Origin of the sequence: Algirhabdus cladophorae, from assembly GCF_044772865.1 — a bacterium.
GTDB classification, from domain to species: Bacteria; Pseudomonadota; Alphaproteobacteria; order Rhodobacterales; family Rhodobacteraceae; genus Algirhabdus; species Algirhabdus cladophorae.
Map to the genome: position 1 here is coordinate 2188590 of NZ_CP173029.1, position 17484 is coordinate 2206073.

Below are 17484 nucleotides of genomic sequence, written 5' to 3' on the forward strand. Positions count from 1 at the left end.
GGCCTGAAAGGACACCCATGCATATCCCCCCGTTTGAAAATGAGAACAAACCCATCGTTGATGTGGGCGATGAAACAGTGCCGCTGAACTACTTCAACATTGTCAAACTCAAAGCAGGGCAAAGTTTTGGCTACGCTGTGCCGGGGTTCGAGACCTGTATCGTACCTGCCACGGGCACGGTTGATGTGGGTGTCGGCACATTGGCGGCAGATGATCTGGGCGGGCGCGGCGAAGATGTCTGGGACGGCGAGCCTGAGGGCGTTTATGTGCCCAGCGGGGCTGAGGCCACGTTCACAGCCAAGACCGACACCGAAGTGTTCGTCGCAGGCGCGAAATTCGATGAGGTGTTCGAGCCTTTCGCCGTACGCGCCGACGAATTGGACGTTGTGCAATATGGCTCTGACGACACCAAAACCCATCGCAAAATCAAACATATCCTTGGCACAAAATACCATGACCGCGTGGGCCGTTTGCTGGTCAGCGAGCTGTTTACAGTCGGCCAAGGCGGTTGGTCTGGTTTTCCCAGTCACAAGCACGACACGGACCGTTTGCCCGACGAGACCCGCCATGACGAGACCTATAATTTCCGTTTCAAACCAAACTATGGTTCAGGCGTGCAGATGTTGCAGCGCGAGGACAATAAACCCGGCGACGCCTATCACATCATGGACGGCTCAACGATTTGCCTCGACAAAGGCTATCACCCTTGCTGCGTTTTACCCGGTTATGAAATGTACTACTTCACCATTTTGGCGGGTCTCAGCCAACGCAGTTTGGTCCAATATTTCCAACCCACCCATGCAGAGCAATTGCACACAATTCCGGGTATCATGGATATGGTGGCCAAGTTCAAATGACGCTCGCCACACTGAAAGAGGTGCTGCAACCTGCGCTTGCAGGGGGCTATGCAGTGGGGGGCTTGGTGACGCTTGGCTGGGAAGACATGCGGGCCTACACAATGGCCGCGCAAGACGCCGGATTGCCTTTGATATTGCAGGCAGGTCCAGGATGCCGGGCCCACACCCCCTTACCCGTTTTAGGCAAAATGTTCAGGCACCTCGCAGCCAGCGTAGACGTTCCTGTCGTGGCCCATCTGGACCATGGATATACTTTTGAAGACTGCCAAGAGGCGCTGGACAGTGGCTTTACCTCGCTGATGTTCGACGGCTCACGCAAGCCGTTGCAACAAAACATTGATGAGACCGCGCGCATCGCTGAGATGGCCCATGGCGCGGGTATTTCTTGCGAGGGGGAGATTGGGTTTGTGGGCTACGCGCAAGGCGAGGCCTCAAACGGGACAGACCCTGCCGAGGCCGCAATTTTCGCCCGCGACAGTGGTGTAGATGCCATGGCGATTTCCTGCGGCAACGTGCATCTGCAACAAAACCGCGAGGGCGGATTGGACGAGGACCGCATTCGCGCCATTGAGGCCGTCACAGACGTGCCTTTGGTGATCCACGGCGGCTCGGGCGTGCCTGTGGCCCAGCGCAGCCATCTGGCCCGGACCTCCAACATCTGCAAGTTCAACATCGGGACAGAGTTGCGCATGGCCTTTGGCACAGCGCTCCGCGACGCAATTGCAGCGGATGTCGATCAATTTGACCGTGTGCAAATCCTGTCACAGGTTGAGGCGCCCATTGCAAAAGCCGCGGGTCAGGCACTACGGGCTTTGGCCCCCGCTTAGAAGGAAAAGAGTATGGTTCGTTTTGGTCTTTTGGGCTGTGGTCGGATTGGGCAGGTGCATGCGCGTTCACTGGCGCGACTGCCAAACGCAGAACTGGTTGCCGCCAGTGATTTCTTTCCCGACGCTGCGCAAAAACTGGTGGCAGAATGGGGCGGTGAAGTGCGCGACACGGATGCGATCCTGAGTGCCTCGGATTTAGACGCAGTGATCATCGGCACGCCCACATCGACCCATTACGACATCATCCATGCGGCCGCCGCCAACGGTTTGGCGATCTTTTGCGAAAAGCCGATTGATCTGTCCTCAGATCGGGTGCGCCAGTGCATCGATGCCGTCAACAGTGCCAAAACGCCCTTTATGACGGCGTTTAACCGCCGGTTTGACCCCAGCTTTGCGGCCTTGCAATCGCGGGTCGCCCAAGGGGCCATCGGTGCGGTTGAAATGGTCGTGATAACCTCGCGAGACCCCGGACCGCCCCCAGTGGACTACATCAAATCCTCGGGCGGCCTGTTTCGTGACATGATGATCCATGATCTGGATATGGCGCGGTTTTTACTTGGGGAAGAGCCTGTGACGATCCACGCCGTGGGCAGTTGCCTGATTGATCCCGAGATCGGCAAAGCAGGCGACGTGGATACGGCTGCGGTAACACTGACAACGGGTTCAGGTAAGATCTGCCAAATCTCAAACTCACGCCGCGCAACTTACGGCTATGACCAGCGTATCGAAGTGCATGGGGCGCAAGGTATGTTGCAAGCCGCAAACCAACCCGAGGATTTTGTGACGCAAGCAGGCAGCGCAGGCTTTACTGCCGCCCCCACAATGAACTTTTTCTTGGAACGCTACGAGGCGGCCTATTTCGCCGAAATGGCGTATTTTGTGGAGTCGCTAAACGCAGGTACAGCTATTTTACCCTCAGCGAATGATGGGCTGAAGGCGCAGCTATTAGCAGATGCCGCGACCCAATCTATGAACGAGGGTCGCAGCCTGCAATTAGACTAAAGCGCTGCAGGCGTGGGCCTGCGCCACAGCAACAAGAACAACGTGACGATCACCAAAACATCTGCAGCCACAATGAGGCCCATCCACCATGCTGGCACGGATGTGGCCGATGCGATCATATAGGCGTAGACCCCGCCGATCAGGCAGATCAGGAACACGATATAGGCCAGCCAACGCCAGCCCCGCATCAAGCCCCAGCCAAAGAGGCCATAAAGCACCCCAACCGGGATCAACATCAGCGCGTCTGATCCAAAGCCACTGACCAATGGGGCAAGGATATGCAGGCCCGCATTGATCAGCATCAGCACACCAGCGGTCAGAAACAAACGCTGGGTGCGGTTCAAAGGAATGGTTTCAGTCATTTGCGCACGGGCTCCCTGCGACGCCCCAGATCAGGATGTCGTTTACGTGGTCTTGTAGTGAATAAGGCGCAGGTTCGCGATTGCCCCCCGGGCTCCATGCCCAGTGCAAAATCACATCGTGGTCCAGATGGTTGGCCACATCCATAAAGGTCCGATCCCCGTTACGTTCAGGATCGCGCAATTGGTTGCAGACTTCTTCGGATGTTTTACCGAACCATTCAAATTCGACCGGCGGCAATTGCCAATCAGCAGCCACTTGCGGTGCCATATGGGCGCCTGATTGGCCGCCAGTTTCATTGGCCAAATGGCAAGCGGCGCAGGGGATGGATTCTGCTCCGATGCGGCTTTCGCCAGCGTTGACATTCATCCCATGAACGCGGGTTTTTCCGTAAGAGGGTCCCGACCACATGGGCCTGTTCGAGGCCCCAACATGGCAGTTTGAACAACGCGGGTGACTGGCAACTTCGTAAATACGCGTCCATGCCTCAAGGCCTTGGGCCTGGGTCACACTGCCTTCGGCAGGTGGGTTGATCGTTACGGTTTCGCCCGCTGCAAAGGCGGAAACCGCCGTGAGCGCAAAGGCCGCAAAGGTAAGGGTTTTCAACATGCTATGGTCCTTACACAAAGTCGATATGTTTGTTGAACGGCATCTCGCGAATGCGCTGACCTGTTGCATCAAAGATCGCATTGCTCAGGGCTGCTGCTGCAGGTGGCACCGGTGGCTCGCCGATACCGCGCACTTGTCCACTGTTTTCCAGACCGCGCACTTGAATTTGTGGACATTGATACATCCGCATCCCTTCAAAGGCATGATAGTTGGTCTGATCGGCGATCCCGTTAGTATAGGTGATCTCGCAATTCATCGCATGTCCAAGACCCCAAACAACGCCGCCCTGCACCAAGTTTTCAAAGTTGATCGGATCTACAACAGTGCCGACTTCAGCCGCCACATAGACGTTGTCTATCTTGATGCCATTGTCGGTGTTAGTCACCTCAACTACCTCCGCGACAGCGACACCAAAGGACATGCAAAACGCCACGCCGCGCCCTTGGTTTTCACCCATCGGGCTGCCCCAATTCGACATTTCAGCGACGGCCTCCATCACCTTGCGACTGTCGTCGTGCCACATCAGGCGCAAACGTTCCTGCATCGGATCGGCCCCTGCTTCATGGATCAATTCATCCAAAAAGACGTCATGGAAGAAGGCATTGGTCGAAGCCCCAACCGAGCGCCAAGAACTGAGCGGCGCAAGCGGTTTGGCACGATAGCCAGTGACCCGGTAGTTCGGGATCGCAAAAGGTTGCTCCCATGCGCCAGCAACGATCTGCGTGTCGGGGCCCGGTACGTTTTGGCCTTGCCGACCCATTTGTGAGGCAATCACCGAAGGCATCGAAATGCCCAAGTCAAAGCTTTCCACGCGCCCGTCTCTGACCACACCTGCGCCCCGCGCCATGGCGATCTGACGGGTGAAATCATGGGTCAAATCTTCTTCGCGGCTATAGGTCAGTTTAACCGGAGTGCCTTTCATTTCCATCGCAATTTCAGCAGCTTGCTTGACCACTTCGTCTTCGAGACGGTGCCCAAAGCTGCCACCGCACATCAAAACATGCACATGGACATTGTCATAATCAACGCCGGTCAAAGCCGAGATATTGGTTTGCACAAAGCGCGGGATTTGCGTGCTGGTCCAAACATCCACGCGCGCATCCTCGACCTTTACAATCGCGCTGATCGGCTCTAGCGGCGCATGGGCCAAATACGGCGCGCGGTATTCTGCAATAAAAACATCGGAATCCTCTTGGGCCGCGATCACATCGCCTTCCTCGCGCAAACGGCTATCGAACTGATCTTCGACAAAAGCATCAGCCAAAACGCCCCAGTGTCCGTCCATTGTGGCCGGCATGTCTGAGGCGGCCCAATCGACGTCCAAGGCTTCTGCCGCTTGGAACGCCGTCCAAGTGTTCTTGGCCACAACACCAACGCCGCCTGTGACCGGCACCACTTTGATGACGCCGTCCATGGCTTCTGCGGCACTGGCGTCAAAGCTGTTGATGCCGGCACCTTGGGCCGGGTTCAGTTTGACCGTGGCGTTGACCATGCCTTCCATGCGCATATCGATGCCATATTCCAGCGTGCCAGTGGATTTTGCGACAGTGTCGACGCGCATCTGGGGTTTGCCGATCAACCGCCATTGGGACGGATCGCGCAACGTGACATCTGTTACAGGCGCAATGCCTGCTGCCCGGGCCGCCAGTGCCGTGTAGGCCAAAGTCGTCCCATCTGGCAGCAAAACTTCGCCGTTTTGTGTCTTGAGCACATCCACAGCCAGACCACTGGCTTCGGCCGCGGCTTGCTTGAGCGTTTCACGGGCTACGGCCCCTGCCATACGCAGTTTTTCAAAACTGTCAGGCACTGTGGTCGACCCACCTGTCACCTGAAGCCCCATAAATTTCAGCAAGGCATCCATGCCAGTACGCGCAGCCTCTGCCATGCCAGATTTATCAGTCGAGCGGAACGGTGCGGCCTCTTCGGCCATGGCAGTGTTGTAATAGGCGGGGCTGGGCACGCCTGGGTCGACCTTGATCTGGTCGAGTTCTACATCCAGTTCTTCGGCAATAAGGGCTGCTTGGACCGAATAAGCGCCCTGCCCCAAATCTGTACGCGGCGTGATCAACGTCACGCCAGAGCTGTCGATTTTCACGTAGGGCGTCAGCGCTGCTTGCCCGTCCTTTAGATCTGCCAACAAGGGGTTTTTAACCGGGCGTTTGTAGGCATAGGCCCCGAACGCGACACCGCCAGCGACTGCCACAGATCCGATCAAAAAGGTGCGTCTTGCGATTGTTCCAAGTTTGCTCATGGCTTTAGGCCCCTTGTAGTTTTTGGGCGGCTGTCTTCACGGCAGCGCGGATGCGGGGATATGTGCCGCAGCGGCACAGATTGGCAGACATGACCAAATCGATATCATCATCCGTCGGTTCAGGGTTGAGGTCCAGAAACGCAGCGGCCGCCATAATCTGGCCAGACTGACAGTAGCCACATTGCGCCACTTGATGTTCTACCCAAGCGGCCTGAACGGCATGCATGGCCTCGGGCGTTCCAAGGCCTTCGATGGTGGTCACCTCGGATCCATCTGCAGAGGCTGCGGGCACTTGGCAGGCACGGGCCGCTTGGCCGTCCAGATGCACTGTGCAGGCCCCGCATTGCGCGATGCCACAGCCATATTTGACGCCTGTGTAGCCCAGTTCATCCCTAAGGACCCAAAGTAGCGGCATGTCATCCGCCACATCAACCTCGTGCTCGGTTCCGTTCACTGTGATTTTCATGCCGCACCTCTTTTCGATCAATACCCACAAACTTGACACAAATACACAGTCTGTCAAGTTGCTGGAATGACCGAAGTTGAACAAAATATTCTAGAAGCCGCGATTGGCGTCATAGCCCGCTACGGTATTCGGAAAACCACGATGGCCGATATTGCCGATACCGCAGGCGTTTCGCGTCAAACGCTATATACGCACTACCGCAACAAAGACACGGTTCTTATCGCAGCAATGCACTTTGTTGCAGACAAGTCAGAACGCAGCTTTACCGAGCGGCGTATTCAGGTGGGAACCCTAGGCGAGGTTCTGGATATTTATTTCGAAGAATGTGTAATAAACTACTTCCATTTCATTGCTCAAACCCCTGATGCCCAAGACCTTTTGCTGGGCTTCACTCCTGCTGGAAAGGCCGCCTCAATCGAGGTGAGCGAGCGCAAAGCAAGGCTCATTGCTGACAGCCTTGCGCCCTTTGAAGCGCAAATCCAAGCCAGCGGAACCACAGTGATTTCCTATGCGCGCTTTTTTACAACAAGTGCGTCCAACGCAAAATTTTCGGTTCAGTCGTTGGATCAATTGCAAGATTACTTGGCCGCCCTCAAGATCAGCGTGCTCAGCACCTTGCGCGTCAACTGACCAGCAGATCAGACAGGATTTCACGGGCCTCGACGGACAGTGGCACAGGTCTGCGGGTCGCACGATCCACTTGAACATGGATAAAATGCCCCTCTGCCGCAGGCGACGCCGCATCATTCGGGAACAGGCCGACCTCGTAGCGAATGCTGGAGCTGCCTAATTTAGCGATCCGGATGCCTGCATGGATATCGTCAGGGTAGGCCATCTCAGCGCGGTAGGAACAGCCTGTTTCCACCACCAAAAACACAGTTGGGCTGTCGGTCATATTCAGCAGTCCACGGCTCACCAACCAACCGTTTACCGCCGTATCAAACAATGCGTAATGCACCACGTTGTTCATATGGCCATAGATATCGTTATCCGCCCAACGGGTGGGAATTGTGCGAAACTCTGCGTAGGTATTGCGGCTCATAAGGCGGCCTCATAAATGGCGCGGGCATCAGCCAGAGTGACCTCGCGCGGATTGTTGACCAGCAACCGGTTTTGGTTCATCGCGTCGTGTGCCAAAAGATCAAGATCCGTACTGGCAATACCAACCTCTGCCAAAGTCTGCGGCACACCACAGCGGCGTGACAGGTCCGTGAGTTGATCTGCAAAGGCCCCCGATTTGCCCGGGAACAGCGCCGCGGCCAAGACCGAATAGTCGTCGCCTGCCTTGGGGGTATTAAAGCGGATCACATGGGGAAGAACGAGGGCGTTGGATAACCCGTGCGGCACCTTGAAATGACCGCCAATCGGATAGGCCAAAGCATGTACCGCGGCGACAGGCGCATTGGCAAAGGCCTGCCCTGCCAGCATGGATCCCAACAACATATCAGAGCGTGCTTGAAGATCATCGGGCGCGCTCACAGCTGTTTCCAATGCTTGCCCCATCAATCTGAGCGCCTCCAGTGCGAGGCTGCGGCTGACGGGATTGTTGTTAGGACTGGCGCTGGTGTAGGCCTCGATGGCGTGGACCATCGCATCGATGCCCGTGGCCGCTGTCACAAGGGCCGGCAGGCCAATGGTCAATTCCGGATCCAAAAGCGCCACATCGGGTAAGAGGACGGGTGAGACGACCCCCATCTTTTCACTTTCACCAGTTGTTACGATTGAAATTGGGGTGACTTCGGATCCAGTGCCAGCAGTCGTTGGCACCAAAATCAATGGAAGGCGCGGGCCTTTGGCCTGTCCGACCCCGTAGGCCGCCGCTAGATCCTCCCCGCTTCCGGCCAACAAAGCCGCTAATTTCGCCACATCCAGCGAGGATCCTCCCCCCAGCCCAATCACGCCCATGCAGGTTTTGGCAAGCTCGGCCGCAGCATGGATCACAGCCTCGGGCGGGTCAGCCAGAACGCCATCATAGATCACAGGCTCTAGCCCTGCCTTGACCAGCGATTGCGTCGCTTTTTCAACAAAACCTGTGGCGATCATGCCAGCATCAGTGACCAGCAAAACCCGTCCCTGCACCAGTGGTGCGACCACATCGCCAAGAGTGTTGAACAGGCCCGCCCCCATACGCACCGAGGGCGTGGTGTTAAAGGTAAATCCGGTCATCGTGGCCTCCTTTGGATCCCAATTTGTGAACCCTTTTTGCCAGACTGAACCGCACGGCGCGCCAGCGCAAGCAATTGACGATTATGGCCTGTCAAACCGATAGCCATAGACCGCATCAAGGGCTTTGAGGCGCATCACCGGTGGTAACAGCCGCCCGACCGATAACTTGGCCTTAGTCAGCGCAGACATACGCAAATGAAACAGGTCAGCGTTGTCGCGGGCGCGGGTTTGCAGTGCTGTGGCGCGGGGTTTGCGCCGCGTCTCGTACTGGCTTAACGCCGCGGTCAAGTCTGAGGCAGAGTGGATAGAGTTGGCCAAAACCCCTGCGTCTTCTATGGCCAAACAGGCGCCTTGGGCCATAAAAGGCAGGGTCGGATGGCACGCATCCCCCAGCAAAACAGCACGCCCCTGATGCCAATGGGGCAGGCTTGGCCGATCAAAAAGCGCCCATAGATGCACGGTCTCGCAAGCGTCCAATACCTGCGCCACGTCCGGATGCCATCCGGCGAAACGGTCCTGCAGATCAGCAGGGTCGCCTTGGTGGCTCCAGCCTTCTTGGGTCCAATCGCTGCGCTCTTCCACAGCCACAAGATTGATCAGGTTTCCGCCGCGCACGTAATACATGACCACATGGCGATCTGGCCCCACCCACACCGTGACACCGGGTGCCAACAAGTCGCGCGGCACAGACGTTGCAGGCACCAAAGCACGCCACGCGACCTGCCCCGTGAAACGTGCCTTTTGCGGCCCTAGCATCTGGTCACGGATCCGCGACTTTATCCCATCGGCCCCGATCAACAGATCCCCCTCGACTGATCCCCCTTTGACCTTTAGCGCAATAGCCTCGGAGGTTTGGTTGTACCCTGTCACGGGCGCACCGGTTGTGATCTGCACGCCTGCGGCCTGTGCGGCTTGGGTCAAAATTTGATGGGCATCAGCACGGTGGATATGGACATACGGTGCGCCGTAGCGAGACACACAGACCGGGTTCAGCGGCGAAGAAAACAGCGTTTTGCCCGTAGACCAATGGCGCATGGCTGCAAATTGCGGAGCATAGCCTGCCTGAACAATCTGATCCTCAAGTCCCAAATGTCGCAACACATGCATCGCGTTGGGGCTAAGCTGGATACCCGCCCCTACCTCGCCTAGGGTGCTGGCTGCCTCATAAACCGCAACTTCGCAGCCGATCTGGCGCAGCGCCAATGCAGCAGACAATCCACCAAGGCCAGCGCCCGCAATCAGGATTTTGGGCGTCATGGCAGTTTTGCCATTTTTGCCAAACACGCGCGCAAAACGGCCTCTTGTTCTGCACTCAGCGATTGGACCATCGCGGCATCATAGGACCGTGCCTTTTGCGCCAAATCAAGATAAGCGCTGTGTCCGGATTTGGTCAAATCCAACACTTCAACGCGGCGATCAAGGGCCGTTGGGCTCCGCGCCAGAAAGCGGCGGCGCTCAAGGGCTGCAACAGCGCGGCTCACCTTAGTTTTGTGCAATTTGGCCCGCTCGCAGATGTCGCGGGCACTCATCGCGCCGTAGCGACCCAGATGGAATAACACGCGCCATTCATTGCGCAGCATGCCGTAGCCATCTTTGTAGTGCTTTTGAAAGCCAAGGCTGGTTTCCTCTGCGGCTTGCGCCAGCAAATAGGGCAGAAAATCGCGAAGATCAAAAGGGTCAACAGAGGTCATATCGCGGAACGCTACAGTCGTTTAGTTACGCTTGCAACTATATAGCGGAAACCCATTTGCACCATAGGGTTGCGCCGGACCGCATCGCTGCATAGCCTGACATTATCAACCACTCAACCGTTTCAAGAAGCGAGAGTTTCCCATCGCCCAGCGCCTGTCCAAAACCGATTTTATGCAGTTTCTGCATTGCCCCAAATCCCTTTGGCTGGCGCGGCACAAGCCGGAAATGATCCCACAAGCGGCGCCCGATCTTGGCCAAGAGTTGCGTCGCGATCAGGGCTATGTGGTCGAGGCGGCGATTGAAACTTGGTTGGCCGAGGTGTCAGGCGATGCGACCCTAGACAAGCAGGTTGTTTTTGAATTGCCTTCCGGCGCTTTTGCCCGCACCGATGTGTTGCGCAGGCAGACAGATGGGTCTGTAGATTTGATCGAGATTAAAAGCAGCCACAGCCCCAGTACATCGCATCTGTTTGACCTCGCGTTTCAGGCCAATTTGGCCCAGGCATTGGGCCATCAAATCAGCGGTCTGTTTGTCGCGCATATCAATGGGGATCATACGATCAATAATGGTACTGCGCCTTTTATCCTGAACGATCAAACCGAAGCAGTTCGGGACTTAATGCCCGACGTAGGCCGCCAAATCCCTCTGGCTTTGGAGTTTTTGGACCAGTCGCAGATCGATGAAAGCAGTTGCACCTGTGTGACGCTGACACGGGGCAATCATTGCGACAGCTTTGCCTATTTGAACCCTTCTGTTCCAAAGCATTCGATCTACACACTGCCCGGGATCAAAGCGGGCAAGATTGCCCAATACCGCGAAGACGGGATCGTTGATCTGGCGGATGTGCCCTTGGACGGATTATCTGCACGACAGGCCAAAGTGGTTTGGTCCGCCCAAAATCAACGCCCCTTTATTGATCGCGAAATTATCCAGAGTTTCGTCGATGCCCTTGAGTTTCCTTTGGCCTTTTACGACTACGAGGCCACGCAATCCCCCCTGCCAGATTTGCCTGATGTCAATGCAGGGATGCAGATCCCGTTCCAGTTTTCGCTGCATGTTCTGCAAGCAAATGGCAGATTGGATCACCATGAATATCTGGCCCAAGCATGGCAAAGCCCCGGGCCGCTGATAGATGCACTCAGGTCGGCCCTTCCAGCGACAGGCAGTGTCGTTTCGTGGAACAAAGGCTACGAGAATGGTCGGAACCGGGCCATGGGCGGGCTCTATCCACAGCATGCGGACTTCTTGCAGGATGTCACAGATCGAACCGTGGATTTGCAGGACATCTTCAAACTGGGCTACGTAGACGTTGCTTTTGATGGGCGCACCTCGATCAAAAATGTCTTACCCGTCATGGTGCCCGATTTGACCTACGAGGGGATGCCTGTGGCCAATGGTACAGCGGCTATGGCGGCTTTTGCCCGTATGATCACCCTGCCCCAAGGGGCAGAGCGAGATCAGTTGCGCGCCGATATGTTGGCCTATTGCGGCCTCGACAGTTTTGCGATGGTGCGGATCTATGAAAGGGTTCTAGAGGTTTTGTCCGAAAGTGCCGGTCATCAGCCGTCCTAGCGTTGGGAAACCGGCCCCAAAGTCAGACGTCGCCCCGAAACCACCCCAAGCGAAAAAGCCACCATCGGTGGTTGCAATCCTAGCCGCGGCGAGTATCACCAAATCAAAGACTGGCATAGACCGGAAGGCCCGTATGGAATTTGTATCAAGAGTTGAAAGCCGCGACGCAGTGGTGGGCATTCTGGGTTTGGGTTACGTTGGTATTCCGTTGGCCCTCTCGGTCGCGCGCACGGGATTTCGTGTGATTGGCTTCGATGTTCTTGAGACCCGCGTGACAGAGATGAATGCAGGCCAAAGTCCCATCCAGCACATCGCCCATTCCGACATTCAGGACCTTGTCGAAAGCGGCTTTGAGGCGACATTGGATTTTTCGCGCACGGCAGAATGCGATGCGTTGATCATTTGTGTGCCAACCCCGCTAAACGAAACCCGTGAGCCTGACCTGAGCTTTGTGACCGCCACGATGGACGCCATTGCGCCTCATCTGCGCAAAGGTCAGCTGCTAAGTCTTGAAAGCACCACGTGGCCCGGCACAACCAAGGAAATCCTGTTGCCCTATGTGGAACAGGCAGGCCTGACTGTGGGGCAAGACTTCTATCTGGTCTATTCGCCAGAGCGTGAGGACCCGGGCAACGCAAACTTCAGCACGCAAACCATTCCCAAAGTGGCCGGCGGCCATACACCAGCCTGCCTGAAGGCCGCCCAAGCGCTCTATGGCGCGTTCATCGATACAGTTGTGCCGGTCAGTTCCACTGAGGCCTCAGAAATGGTCAAGCTGTTGGAAAACATCCACCGTTCGATCAACATTGGGCTGGTCAACGAGATGAAAATCGTAGCGGATGCCATGGGGCTTGATATCTTTGAAATTATCGATGCGGCGAAAACCAAGCCCTTTGGCTTTACCGCCTATTATCCCGGTCCGGGCATCGGCGGGCACTGTATTCCGATTGACCCGTTTTACCTGACATGGAAAGCGCGCGAATACGGATTGCACACCCGCTTTATCGAATTGGCAGGCGAGATTAACGCAGCCATGCCGCAGTATGTGGTCGACAAAACCGTGCGGGCCCTTAACGCCCAAGGCAAAAGCCTCAATGGCGCCAAAGTGCTGGCCCTTGGCATTGCCTACAAGCGTGACGTGGATGATATGCGCGAAAGCCCGTCGGTGTTTGTGATGGAACACCTGCGCGACTGGGGCGCGGACGTTCAGTATTCCGACCCCAACGTCCCTGTTTTTCCGACCATGCGCGAGCATGACTTTGATCTGTCATCCGTGACCCTGACCCCTGAAGTGTTGGCCGGTTTTGATGCGGTTGTTTTGCTGACGGATCACAGTGATTTTGACTATGATATGATCCGTGCCAATGCGCCTATTCTGGTCGATACACGCGGTAAGTACCGTGGTGATGCGACCGTCGTGCGCGCCTGATTTTCTAAAGGAGACACCGTCTTGACCAATTATGCGCTGATCGGGGCTGCCGGTTATATCGCCCCGCGCCATCTCAAAGCCATCAAAGACACAGGCGGCACATTGCAAGTGGCCTATGACGTCAACGACAGCGTTGGCATTATGGACAGCCATTTTCCAGACGCTGCCTTTTTCACTGAATTTGAACAGTTCGAAAACCACGTGCACGGTCTGCGCAGACAGGACAAGGGATTGGACTATATCGGGATCTGTTCCCCAAATTATCTGCATAAATCCCATATGGGCTTTGCCCTGCGCGCTGGCAGTGATGCGATCTGCGAAAAGCCTTTGGTGCTGAACCCGAGCGATCTTGATGATCTGGCTGACCTTGAGGCTGATACGGGCAACCGTATTCACACGATCCTGCAGTTGCGGCTGCACCCGTCGATCATTGCCCTGCGCGACCGTATTGCTGCAGGTCCAAAGGACAAAGTCTATGACGTTGACCTAGGCTATTTCACATCGCGTGGCGCTTGGTATCACGCCTCATGGAAGGGGTTCGAACATAAGTCTGGCGGGATCGCGACCAATATTGGCGTGCATTTCTACGACATGCTTTCCTTTGTCTTTGGGCCGATCCGCGAAAACATCGTGCACCACCGTGGCCCAGACGCCGCCGCCGGCTATTTGGAATTTGAACAAGCACGTGTACGCTGGGTCCTGTCCATCAATCGCGACCACCTGCCTCCCCATACCCCTGCGGGTCAAAGCACGCATCGCTCGATCACTGTTGAGGGCGAAGAGATCGAATTTTCCGGCGGCTTTACCGATTTGCACACAGCAAGCTATCAAAACGTGTTGGATGGTAATGGCTATGGGTTGGACGTGGTGCGCCCGTCAATCGAAGTGGTTAGCAATATCCGCACAGCCCCTTTGCAGCCCGGCCTTGGTGAACAGCATCCTGATCTCAAAAGCATTTTGGGGGCCTAATGCCGGACGCGCCCTTCATTCACGAAAGCGCCTATGTCGACAGCCCTAGCGAAATCGGGGCCGGGACTAAGATCTGGCATTTCGTGCATGTCCTGCCGCACACGACGATTGGGGAAAACTGTGTTCTTGGCCAAAATGTCATGGCTGGACCCCACGTCAGCATCGGCAATGGCTGCAAAATCCAAAACAACGTGGCGCTTTATAAGGGCGTTATATTGGCCGACGATGTTTTTTGTGGGCCATCTTGTGTGTTCACCAATGTGCTGACCCCCCGCGCCCATGTAGAGCGCAAAGAGGAATTCGGCCTTACCCATGTGGGCAAAGGCGCGACCATCGGGGCCAATGCAACGATTGTTTGCGGCAACACCTTGGGCGCCTATTGCATGGTGGCTGCCGGGGCCGTTGTGACCAAAGATGTGGCCGATTTCGCCCTTGTCGCGGGTATCCCTGCTCGCCGGATTGGTTGGGTCAGTAAGTCTGGTGATCGCCTTGGTGCAGATCTGACCTGTCCGCGTACAGGCGAGGTTTACTGCGAAACTGACGGCACCTTGGAACTGATAGAAAGACCTTAGATGCAATTTATCGATCTGGCCGCTCAGCAAGCCCGCCTTAAAGACAAAATCGACGCCCGTATCCAAGCGGTGTTGAGCCATGGTAAGTATATCTTGGGTCCAGAGGTCGCTGAATTAGAGCAAAAACTGGCTGAGTTTTGTGGTGCAAAGCATTGTATTGCCTGCGCGAATGGAACCGACGCGCTGTTGCTGGCGCTCATGGCTTTGAACGTGCGGACGGGCGATGCTGTCATCTGTCCCAGCTTTACCTTTGCGGCCACGGCCGAGGTTGTGCCAAGTCTTGGGGCCACGCCCATTTTTGCAGATATCGACCCGGATACCTACACTCTGGACCCTGCCAGCCTGCAGCGGTGCATCGCATTGGCCCGCGATTTAGGGCTGACCCCGCGGGTCGTGATCCCCGTGGATCTATTTGGTTTGGCTGCGGACCATGATGCTATTGCCGCCATTGCGGCCGAGCATGACATGACAGTTATCGATGACGCTGCCCAAGGGTTTGGCGCAGGCTATCACGGCAAACGCGCGGGCGGCATTGGACCGCTGGCCACCACATCTTTTTTCCCGGCAAAGCCTTTGGGATGCTATGGCGACGGTGGGGCCGTTTTTACCGATGACACGGCCACGGCTGAATTGCTGAGCAGCTACCGCTTTCACGGCAAGGGCACGCAAAAATATGACAATGTTCGCATTGGCATGAATTCACGGCTGGACACTTTGCAGGCGGCGATCTTGTTGGAAAAACTGGCTGTATATAGTGATGAACTTGAGGCACGCGACCGCGTTGCCCAGCGCTACACGGACACCATATCGCAAGCCTTCAAAACACCAACCGTTCCACAAGGATATACATCCGTGTGGGCGCAATATACTCTTTTGGCACAGTCAGAGGATCACCGTTCGCGGGCCATAGAGGGCCTGAAATCTCAGGGCATCCCCACAGCCATTTACTACCCTCTTCCCTTGCATCAGCAAACAGCCTACGCAAAATTTCCGCAAGATCCCAATGGGCTAGCGGTTTCCGAAGCCTGCGCACAAACTGCCTTCAGCCTACCAATGCACCCCTATCTGTCTACGGATGAGCAAGATCGCGTGATCGCTGCGCTGGCGCAAGTTTAGAAACTGGCCCAAGTCTAGGATCAAAGGGTATCGTAAATCGCCAGAAGGCGCGACACTTGCGCAGGCCAGCTGTAGTAAGTCGCCAGCTTTTCACGTTTTTCCGGGGCCGCCTCATAGCTTTGAGGATTATCAAGCACATCTCGCACGGCACCTGCAATGCTGTGCGGATCTGTTTGATCCATTCCGCGCCCGATCCCTAGGTCTGTGACAAAGGCAAGCATTTCGGGCAGGTTTGACACGCAAATCGGAAGGCCCGCAAAAGCCGCTTCAAATAACTTATTGGGCATGCTGAAGCGATAACTGATCGACGCATCTTGAATAGGGATGATCGCAGCATTGGCGGATTGAATTGTCGCACAGACATCTGCCGCTGGCACCGCATCGCACAAATGCACCCGATCTTTTACGCCAAAAGTCTCGGCATGCTTTAAGAACCACTCATCGCTGGCCTCATGTCGAGGCCCCAAAGTGGCCAAATGAACTTCGGGCAATTCCGTCAGAGCCTCTAGAACCTTATCCATCCCACGCGCACCCTGTTGAATGCCACCAGTGAACACGACCAAAGGCGTTTGATCCGACACTGCCGCTCGGGTGCGGATTGGAATGATATGTGGCGCAGTGTCAGAAGCGGTGAACACATTATCCAGATCGACCTCAGGTGCATTGAATATCAAACTGGGCGGCGGCCCTGCAAATCTTGCGCCATAAAGGTCAGCCAAAGCTGCAGCTACAGTGATCAGATGGTCCACATGTTCGAGGCAATCATCTTCCAGATCTTTGACAAAATCCTCGGAACCCACTTGCATTTTAGTGGCCCGTGACGGTTCATATTCATGCGCATCATAGATCAATTTTGCGCCGACGCTCTGAGCTAAATTGATCCCGCCCGGCAAGCAGTACAGATCATGCGCATGGACAACATCAGGTCGTAAATCCCCGACCACCCGCTGCAAATTGCCAGCAAATACAAGGGACGTCAGTTGATAGAGGTCGCGAAAGTCTCGTCCCAGAGACTTGCCCATTCCGCGCAGTTCAATTGGATTGAGTTGCGCGCCCCCACCAAACAGCCGCTTTGGCAACTGTTTAATCGTCAATTTAAGATTAGTCTTGAGGTACTCTGCTTTGCGCGTTTTACGTTCTTTGCCTTTAAACTTTTTGTAGTACCCCAGATCCAACTTTTCCCAATCCTGCGGCGTAATTAACTCCGCAAGGCCGGCTTTCTTTTGATGGAACCTTGTCGCGCTTTGCGCAAATGGTTCAAACAATTCGGTGGCAACCTGTTTCGAGCGTTTCAGAAACGGAAAATCGGCCAAACTATCTGGCCGAACCCAATCGCTAGCCTCCCAATCAAACCGCGTTATTTTGATGCCTTGAACGGTTTCGGTTGCCACAAACCCCGGCAATTGCGCGCAAAACGCATGCACTTGGTGACCGGCCTCAACCAAAGCGCGGGCTTGTTTGAACACGCGCGGGTCTTGTGTGATTTCGTGATAAGTCAGAGTGACAACTGTTTTGTGGGGCAACGTCTTCAAAGCTTCTTTCGTTGCCATGTCGTCAGATCTCAAAGCTATTTTTGGATATTTGGCGGGTCTAACA

Annotated in this window: 18 protein-coding genes; 9 read left to right on the forward strand and 9 right to left on the reverse strand. The window is 55.6% G+C overall.

Features of this window, described 5'->3' with window-relative positions; genetic code table 11:
• The first annotated feature begins 17 nt into the window (after positions 1–17).
• Genes ACIRQ6_RS10500 through iolG form a run of 3 tightly spaced genes read left to right on the forward strand, consistent with a single transcriptional unit; the run spans position 18 to position 2686 of the window.
• Positions 18–857 (forward strand): 5-deoxy-glucuronate isomerase, encoded by an 840-nt coding sequence (locus tag ACIRQ6_RS10500; RefSeq protein ID WP_420860536.1) that lies wholly within the window; start codon positions 18–20, stop codon positions 855–857.
• The gene (locus tag ACIRQ6_RS10505; protein WP_420860537.1) at positions 854–1684 is read left to right on the forward strand and encodes a class II fructose-bisphosphate aldolase; all 831 of its coding nucleotides are present in this window, start codon (positions 854–856) and stop codon (positions 1682–1684) included. Before ACIRQ6_RS10500 ends, ACIRQ6_RS10505 begins: the two co-directional genes overlap by 4 nt.
• A gap of 12 nt (positions 1685–1696) precedes the next feature.
• Positions 1697–2686 (forward strand): inositol 2-dehydrogenase, encoded by a 990-nt coding sequence (gene iolG, locus ACIRQ6_RS10510; protein WP_420860538.1) that lies wholly within the window; start codon positions 1697–1699, stop codon positions 2684–2686.
• Here the strand turns inward: iolG and ACIRQ6_RS10515 are convergent.
• From ACIRQ6_RS10515 to ACIRQ6_RS10530, 4 genes are read right to left on the reverse strand one after another with little or no spacing between them, the layout of a single operon-like run.
• A complete protein-coding gene (locus tag ACIRQ6_RS10515) occupies positions 2683–3048 on the reverse strand; it encodes a hypothetical protein (RefSeq protein ID WP_420860539.1) in 366 nt (121 codons plus the stop codon). The two genes, iolG and ACIRQ6_RS10515, sit on opposite strands and share 4 nt — an antisense overlap.
• Positions 3041–3655, reverse strand: a complete 615-nt coding sequence (locus tag ACIRQ6_RS10520; protein ID WP_420860540.1) for a hypothetical protein — start codon at positions 3653–3655, stop codon at positions 3041–3043. The genes ACIRQ6_RS10515 and ACIRQ6_RS10520 overlap by 8 nt, the downstream gene beginning before the upstream one ends.
• Before the next feature lie 10 nt (positions 3656–3665).
• Complete coding sequence (locus ACIRQ6_RS10525) at positions 3666–5906, reverse strand: molybdopterin cofactor-binding domain-containing protein (protein ID WP_420860541.1); 2241 nt, start codon at positions 5904–5906, stop codon at positions 3666–3668.
• Between the two features lie 4 nt (positions 5907–5910).
• Entirely contained in the window at positions 5911–6372 is a 462-nt protein-coding gene (locus tag ACIRQ6_RS10530) for a (2Fe-2S)-binding protein (protein WP_420860542.1), read from the reverse strand.
• A 66-nt stretch (positions 6373–6438) separates the two neighbouring features.
• Between ACIRQ6_RS10530 and ACIRQ6_RS10535 the strand changes: the two genes are divergently transcribed.
• Positions 6439–7002 carry a TetR/AcrR family transcriptional regulator gene (locus ACIRQ6_RS10535; protein ID WP_420860543.1) on the forward strand — a complete coding sequence of 188 codons (564 nt, stop codon included), beginning with the start codon at positions 6439–6441 and terminating at the stop codon, positions 7000–7002.
• Here the strand turns inward: ACIRQ6_RS10535 and ACIRQ6_RS10540 are convergent.
• The 4 genes from ACIRQ6_RS10540 to ACIRQ6_RS10555 form a co-directional block, all read right to left on the reverse strand.
• Positions 6995–7414, reverse strand: a complete 420-nt coding sequence (locus ACIRQ6_RS10540) for an acyl-CoA thioesterase (RefSeq protein ID WP_420860544.1) — start codon at positions 7412–7414, stop codon at positions 6995–6997. The genes ACIRQ6_RS10535 and ACIRQ6_RS10540 overlap by 8 nt on opposite strands.
• Entirely contained in the window at positions 7411–8538 is a 1128-nt protein-coding gene (locus ACIRQ6_RS10545; protein WP_420860545.1) for an iron-containing alcohol dehydrogenase, read from the reverse strand. Before ACIRQ6_RS10545 ends, ACIRQ6_RS10540 begins: the two co-directional genes overlap by 4 nt.
• An 81-nt stretch (positions 8539–8619) precedes the next feature.
• Complete coding sequence (locus tag ACIRQ6_RS10550) at positions 8620–9795, reverse strand: FAD-dependent monooxygenase (RefSeq protein ID WP_420860546.1); 1176 nt, start codon at positions 9793–9795, stop codon at positions 8620–8622.
• Positions 9792–10229, reverse strand: coding sequence for a MarR family winged helix-turn-helix transcriptional regulator (locus tag ACIRQ6_RS10555; protein ID WP_420860547.1), 438 nt, complete (start codon positions 10227–10229; stop codon positions 9792–9794). Before ACIRQ6_RS10555 ends, ACIRQ6_RS10550 begins: the two co-directional genes overlap by 4 nt.
• Positions 10230–10401: 172 nt before the next feature.
• On the opposite strand from ACIRQ6_RS10555, the gene ACIRQ6_RS10560 reads away from it, so the two are divergent.
• The 5 genes from ACIRQ6_RS10560 to ACIRQ6_RS10580 all read left to right on the forward strand — a co-directional run bounded on the left by ACIRQ6_RS10560 (position 10402) and on the right by ACIRQ6_RS10580 (position 15888).
• Positions 10402–11802 (forward strand): DUF2779 domain-containing protein, encoded by a 1401-nt coding sequence (locus tag ACIRQ6_RS10560; protein WP_420860548.1) that lies wholly within the window; start codon positions 10402–10404, stop codon positions 11800–11802.
• Between the two features lie 133 nt (positions 11803–11935).
• On the forward strand, positions 11936–13231 hold the full coding sequence (locus ACIRQ6_RS10565) for a nucleotide sugar dehydrogenase (RefSeq protein ID WP_420860549.1): 1296 nt from the start codon (positions 11936–11938) through the stop codon (positions 13229–13231).
• Between the two features lie 21 nt (positions 13232–13252).
• Positions 13253–14200: a Gfo/Idh/MocA family protein gene (locus ACIRQ6_RS10570; RefSeq protein WP_420860550.1), complete on the forward strand. Its 948-nt coding sequence runs from the start codon at positions 13253–13255 to the stop codon at positions 14198–14200.
• Positions 14200–14772 (forward strand): acyltransferase, encoded by a 573-nt coding sequence (locus ACIRQ6_RS10575; RefSeq protein ID WP_420860551.1) that lies wholly within the window; start codon positions 14200–14202, stop codon positions 14770–14772. Before ACIRQ6_RS10570 ends, ACIRQ6_RS10575 begins: the two co-directional genes overlap by 1 nt.
• Positions 14773–15888 (forward strand): DegT/DnrJ/EryC1/StrS family aminotransferase, encoded by a 1116-nt coding sequence (locus ACIRQ6_RS10580; RefSeq protein WP_420860552.1) that lies wholly within the window; start codon positions 14773–14775, stop codon positions 15886–15888.
• A 20-nt stretch (positions 15889–15908) separates the two neighbouring features.
• Here ACIRQ6_RS10580 and ACIRQ6_RS10585 read toward each other — a convergent pair whose 3' ends face one another.
• The gene (locus ACIRQ6_RS10585; protein WP_420860553.1) at positions 15909–17438 is read right to left on the reverse strand and encodes a glycosyltransferase family 4 protein; all 1530 of its coding nucleotides are present in this window, start codon (positions 17436–17438) and stop codon (positions 15909–15911) included.
• Positions 17439–17484 lie beyond the last annotated feature (46 nt).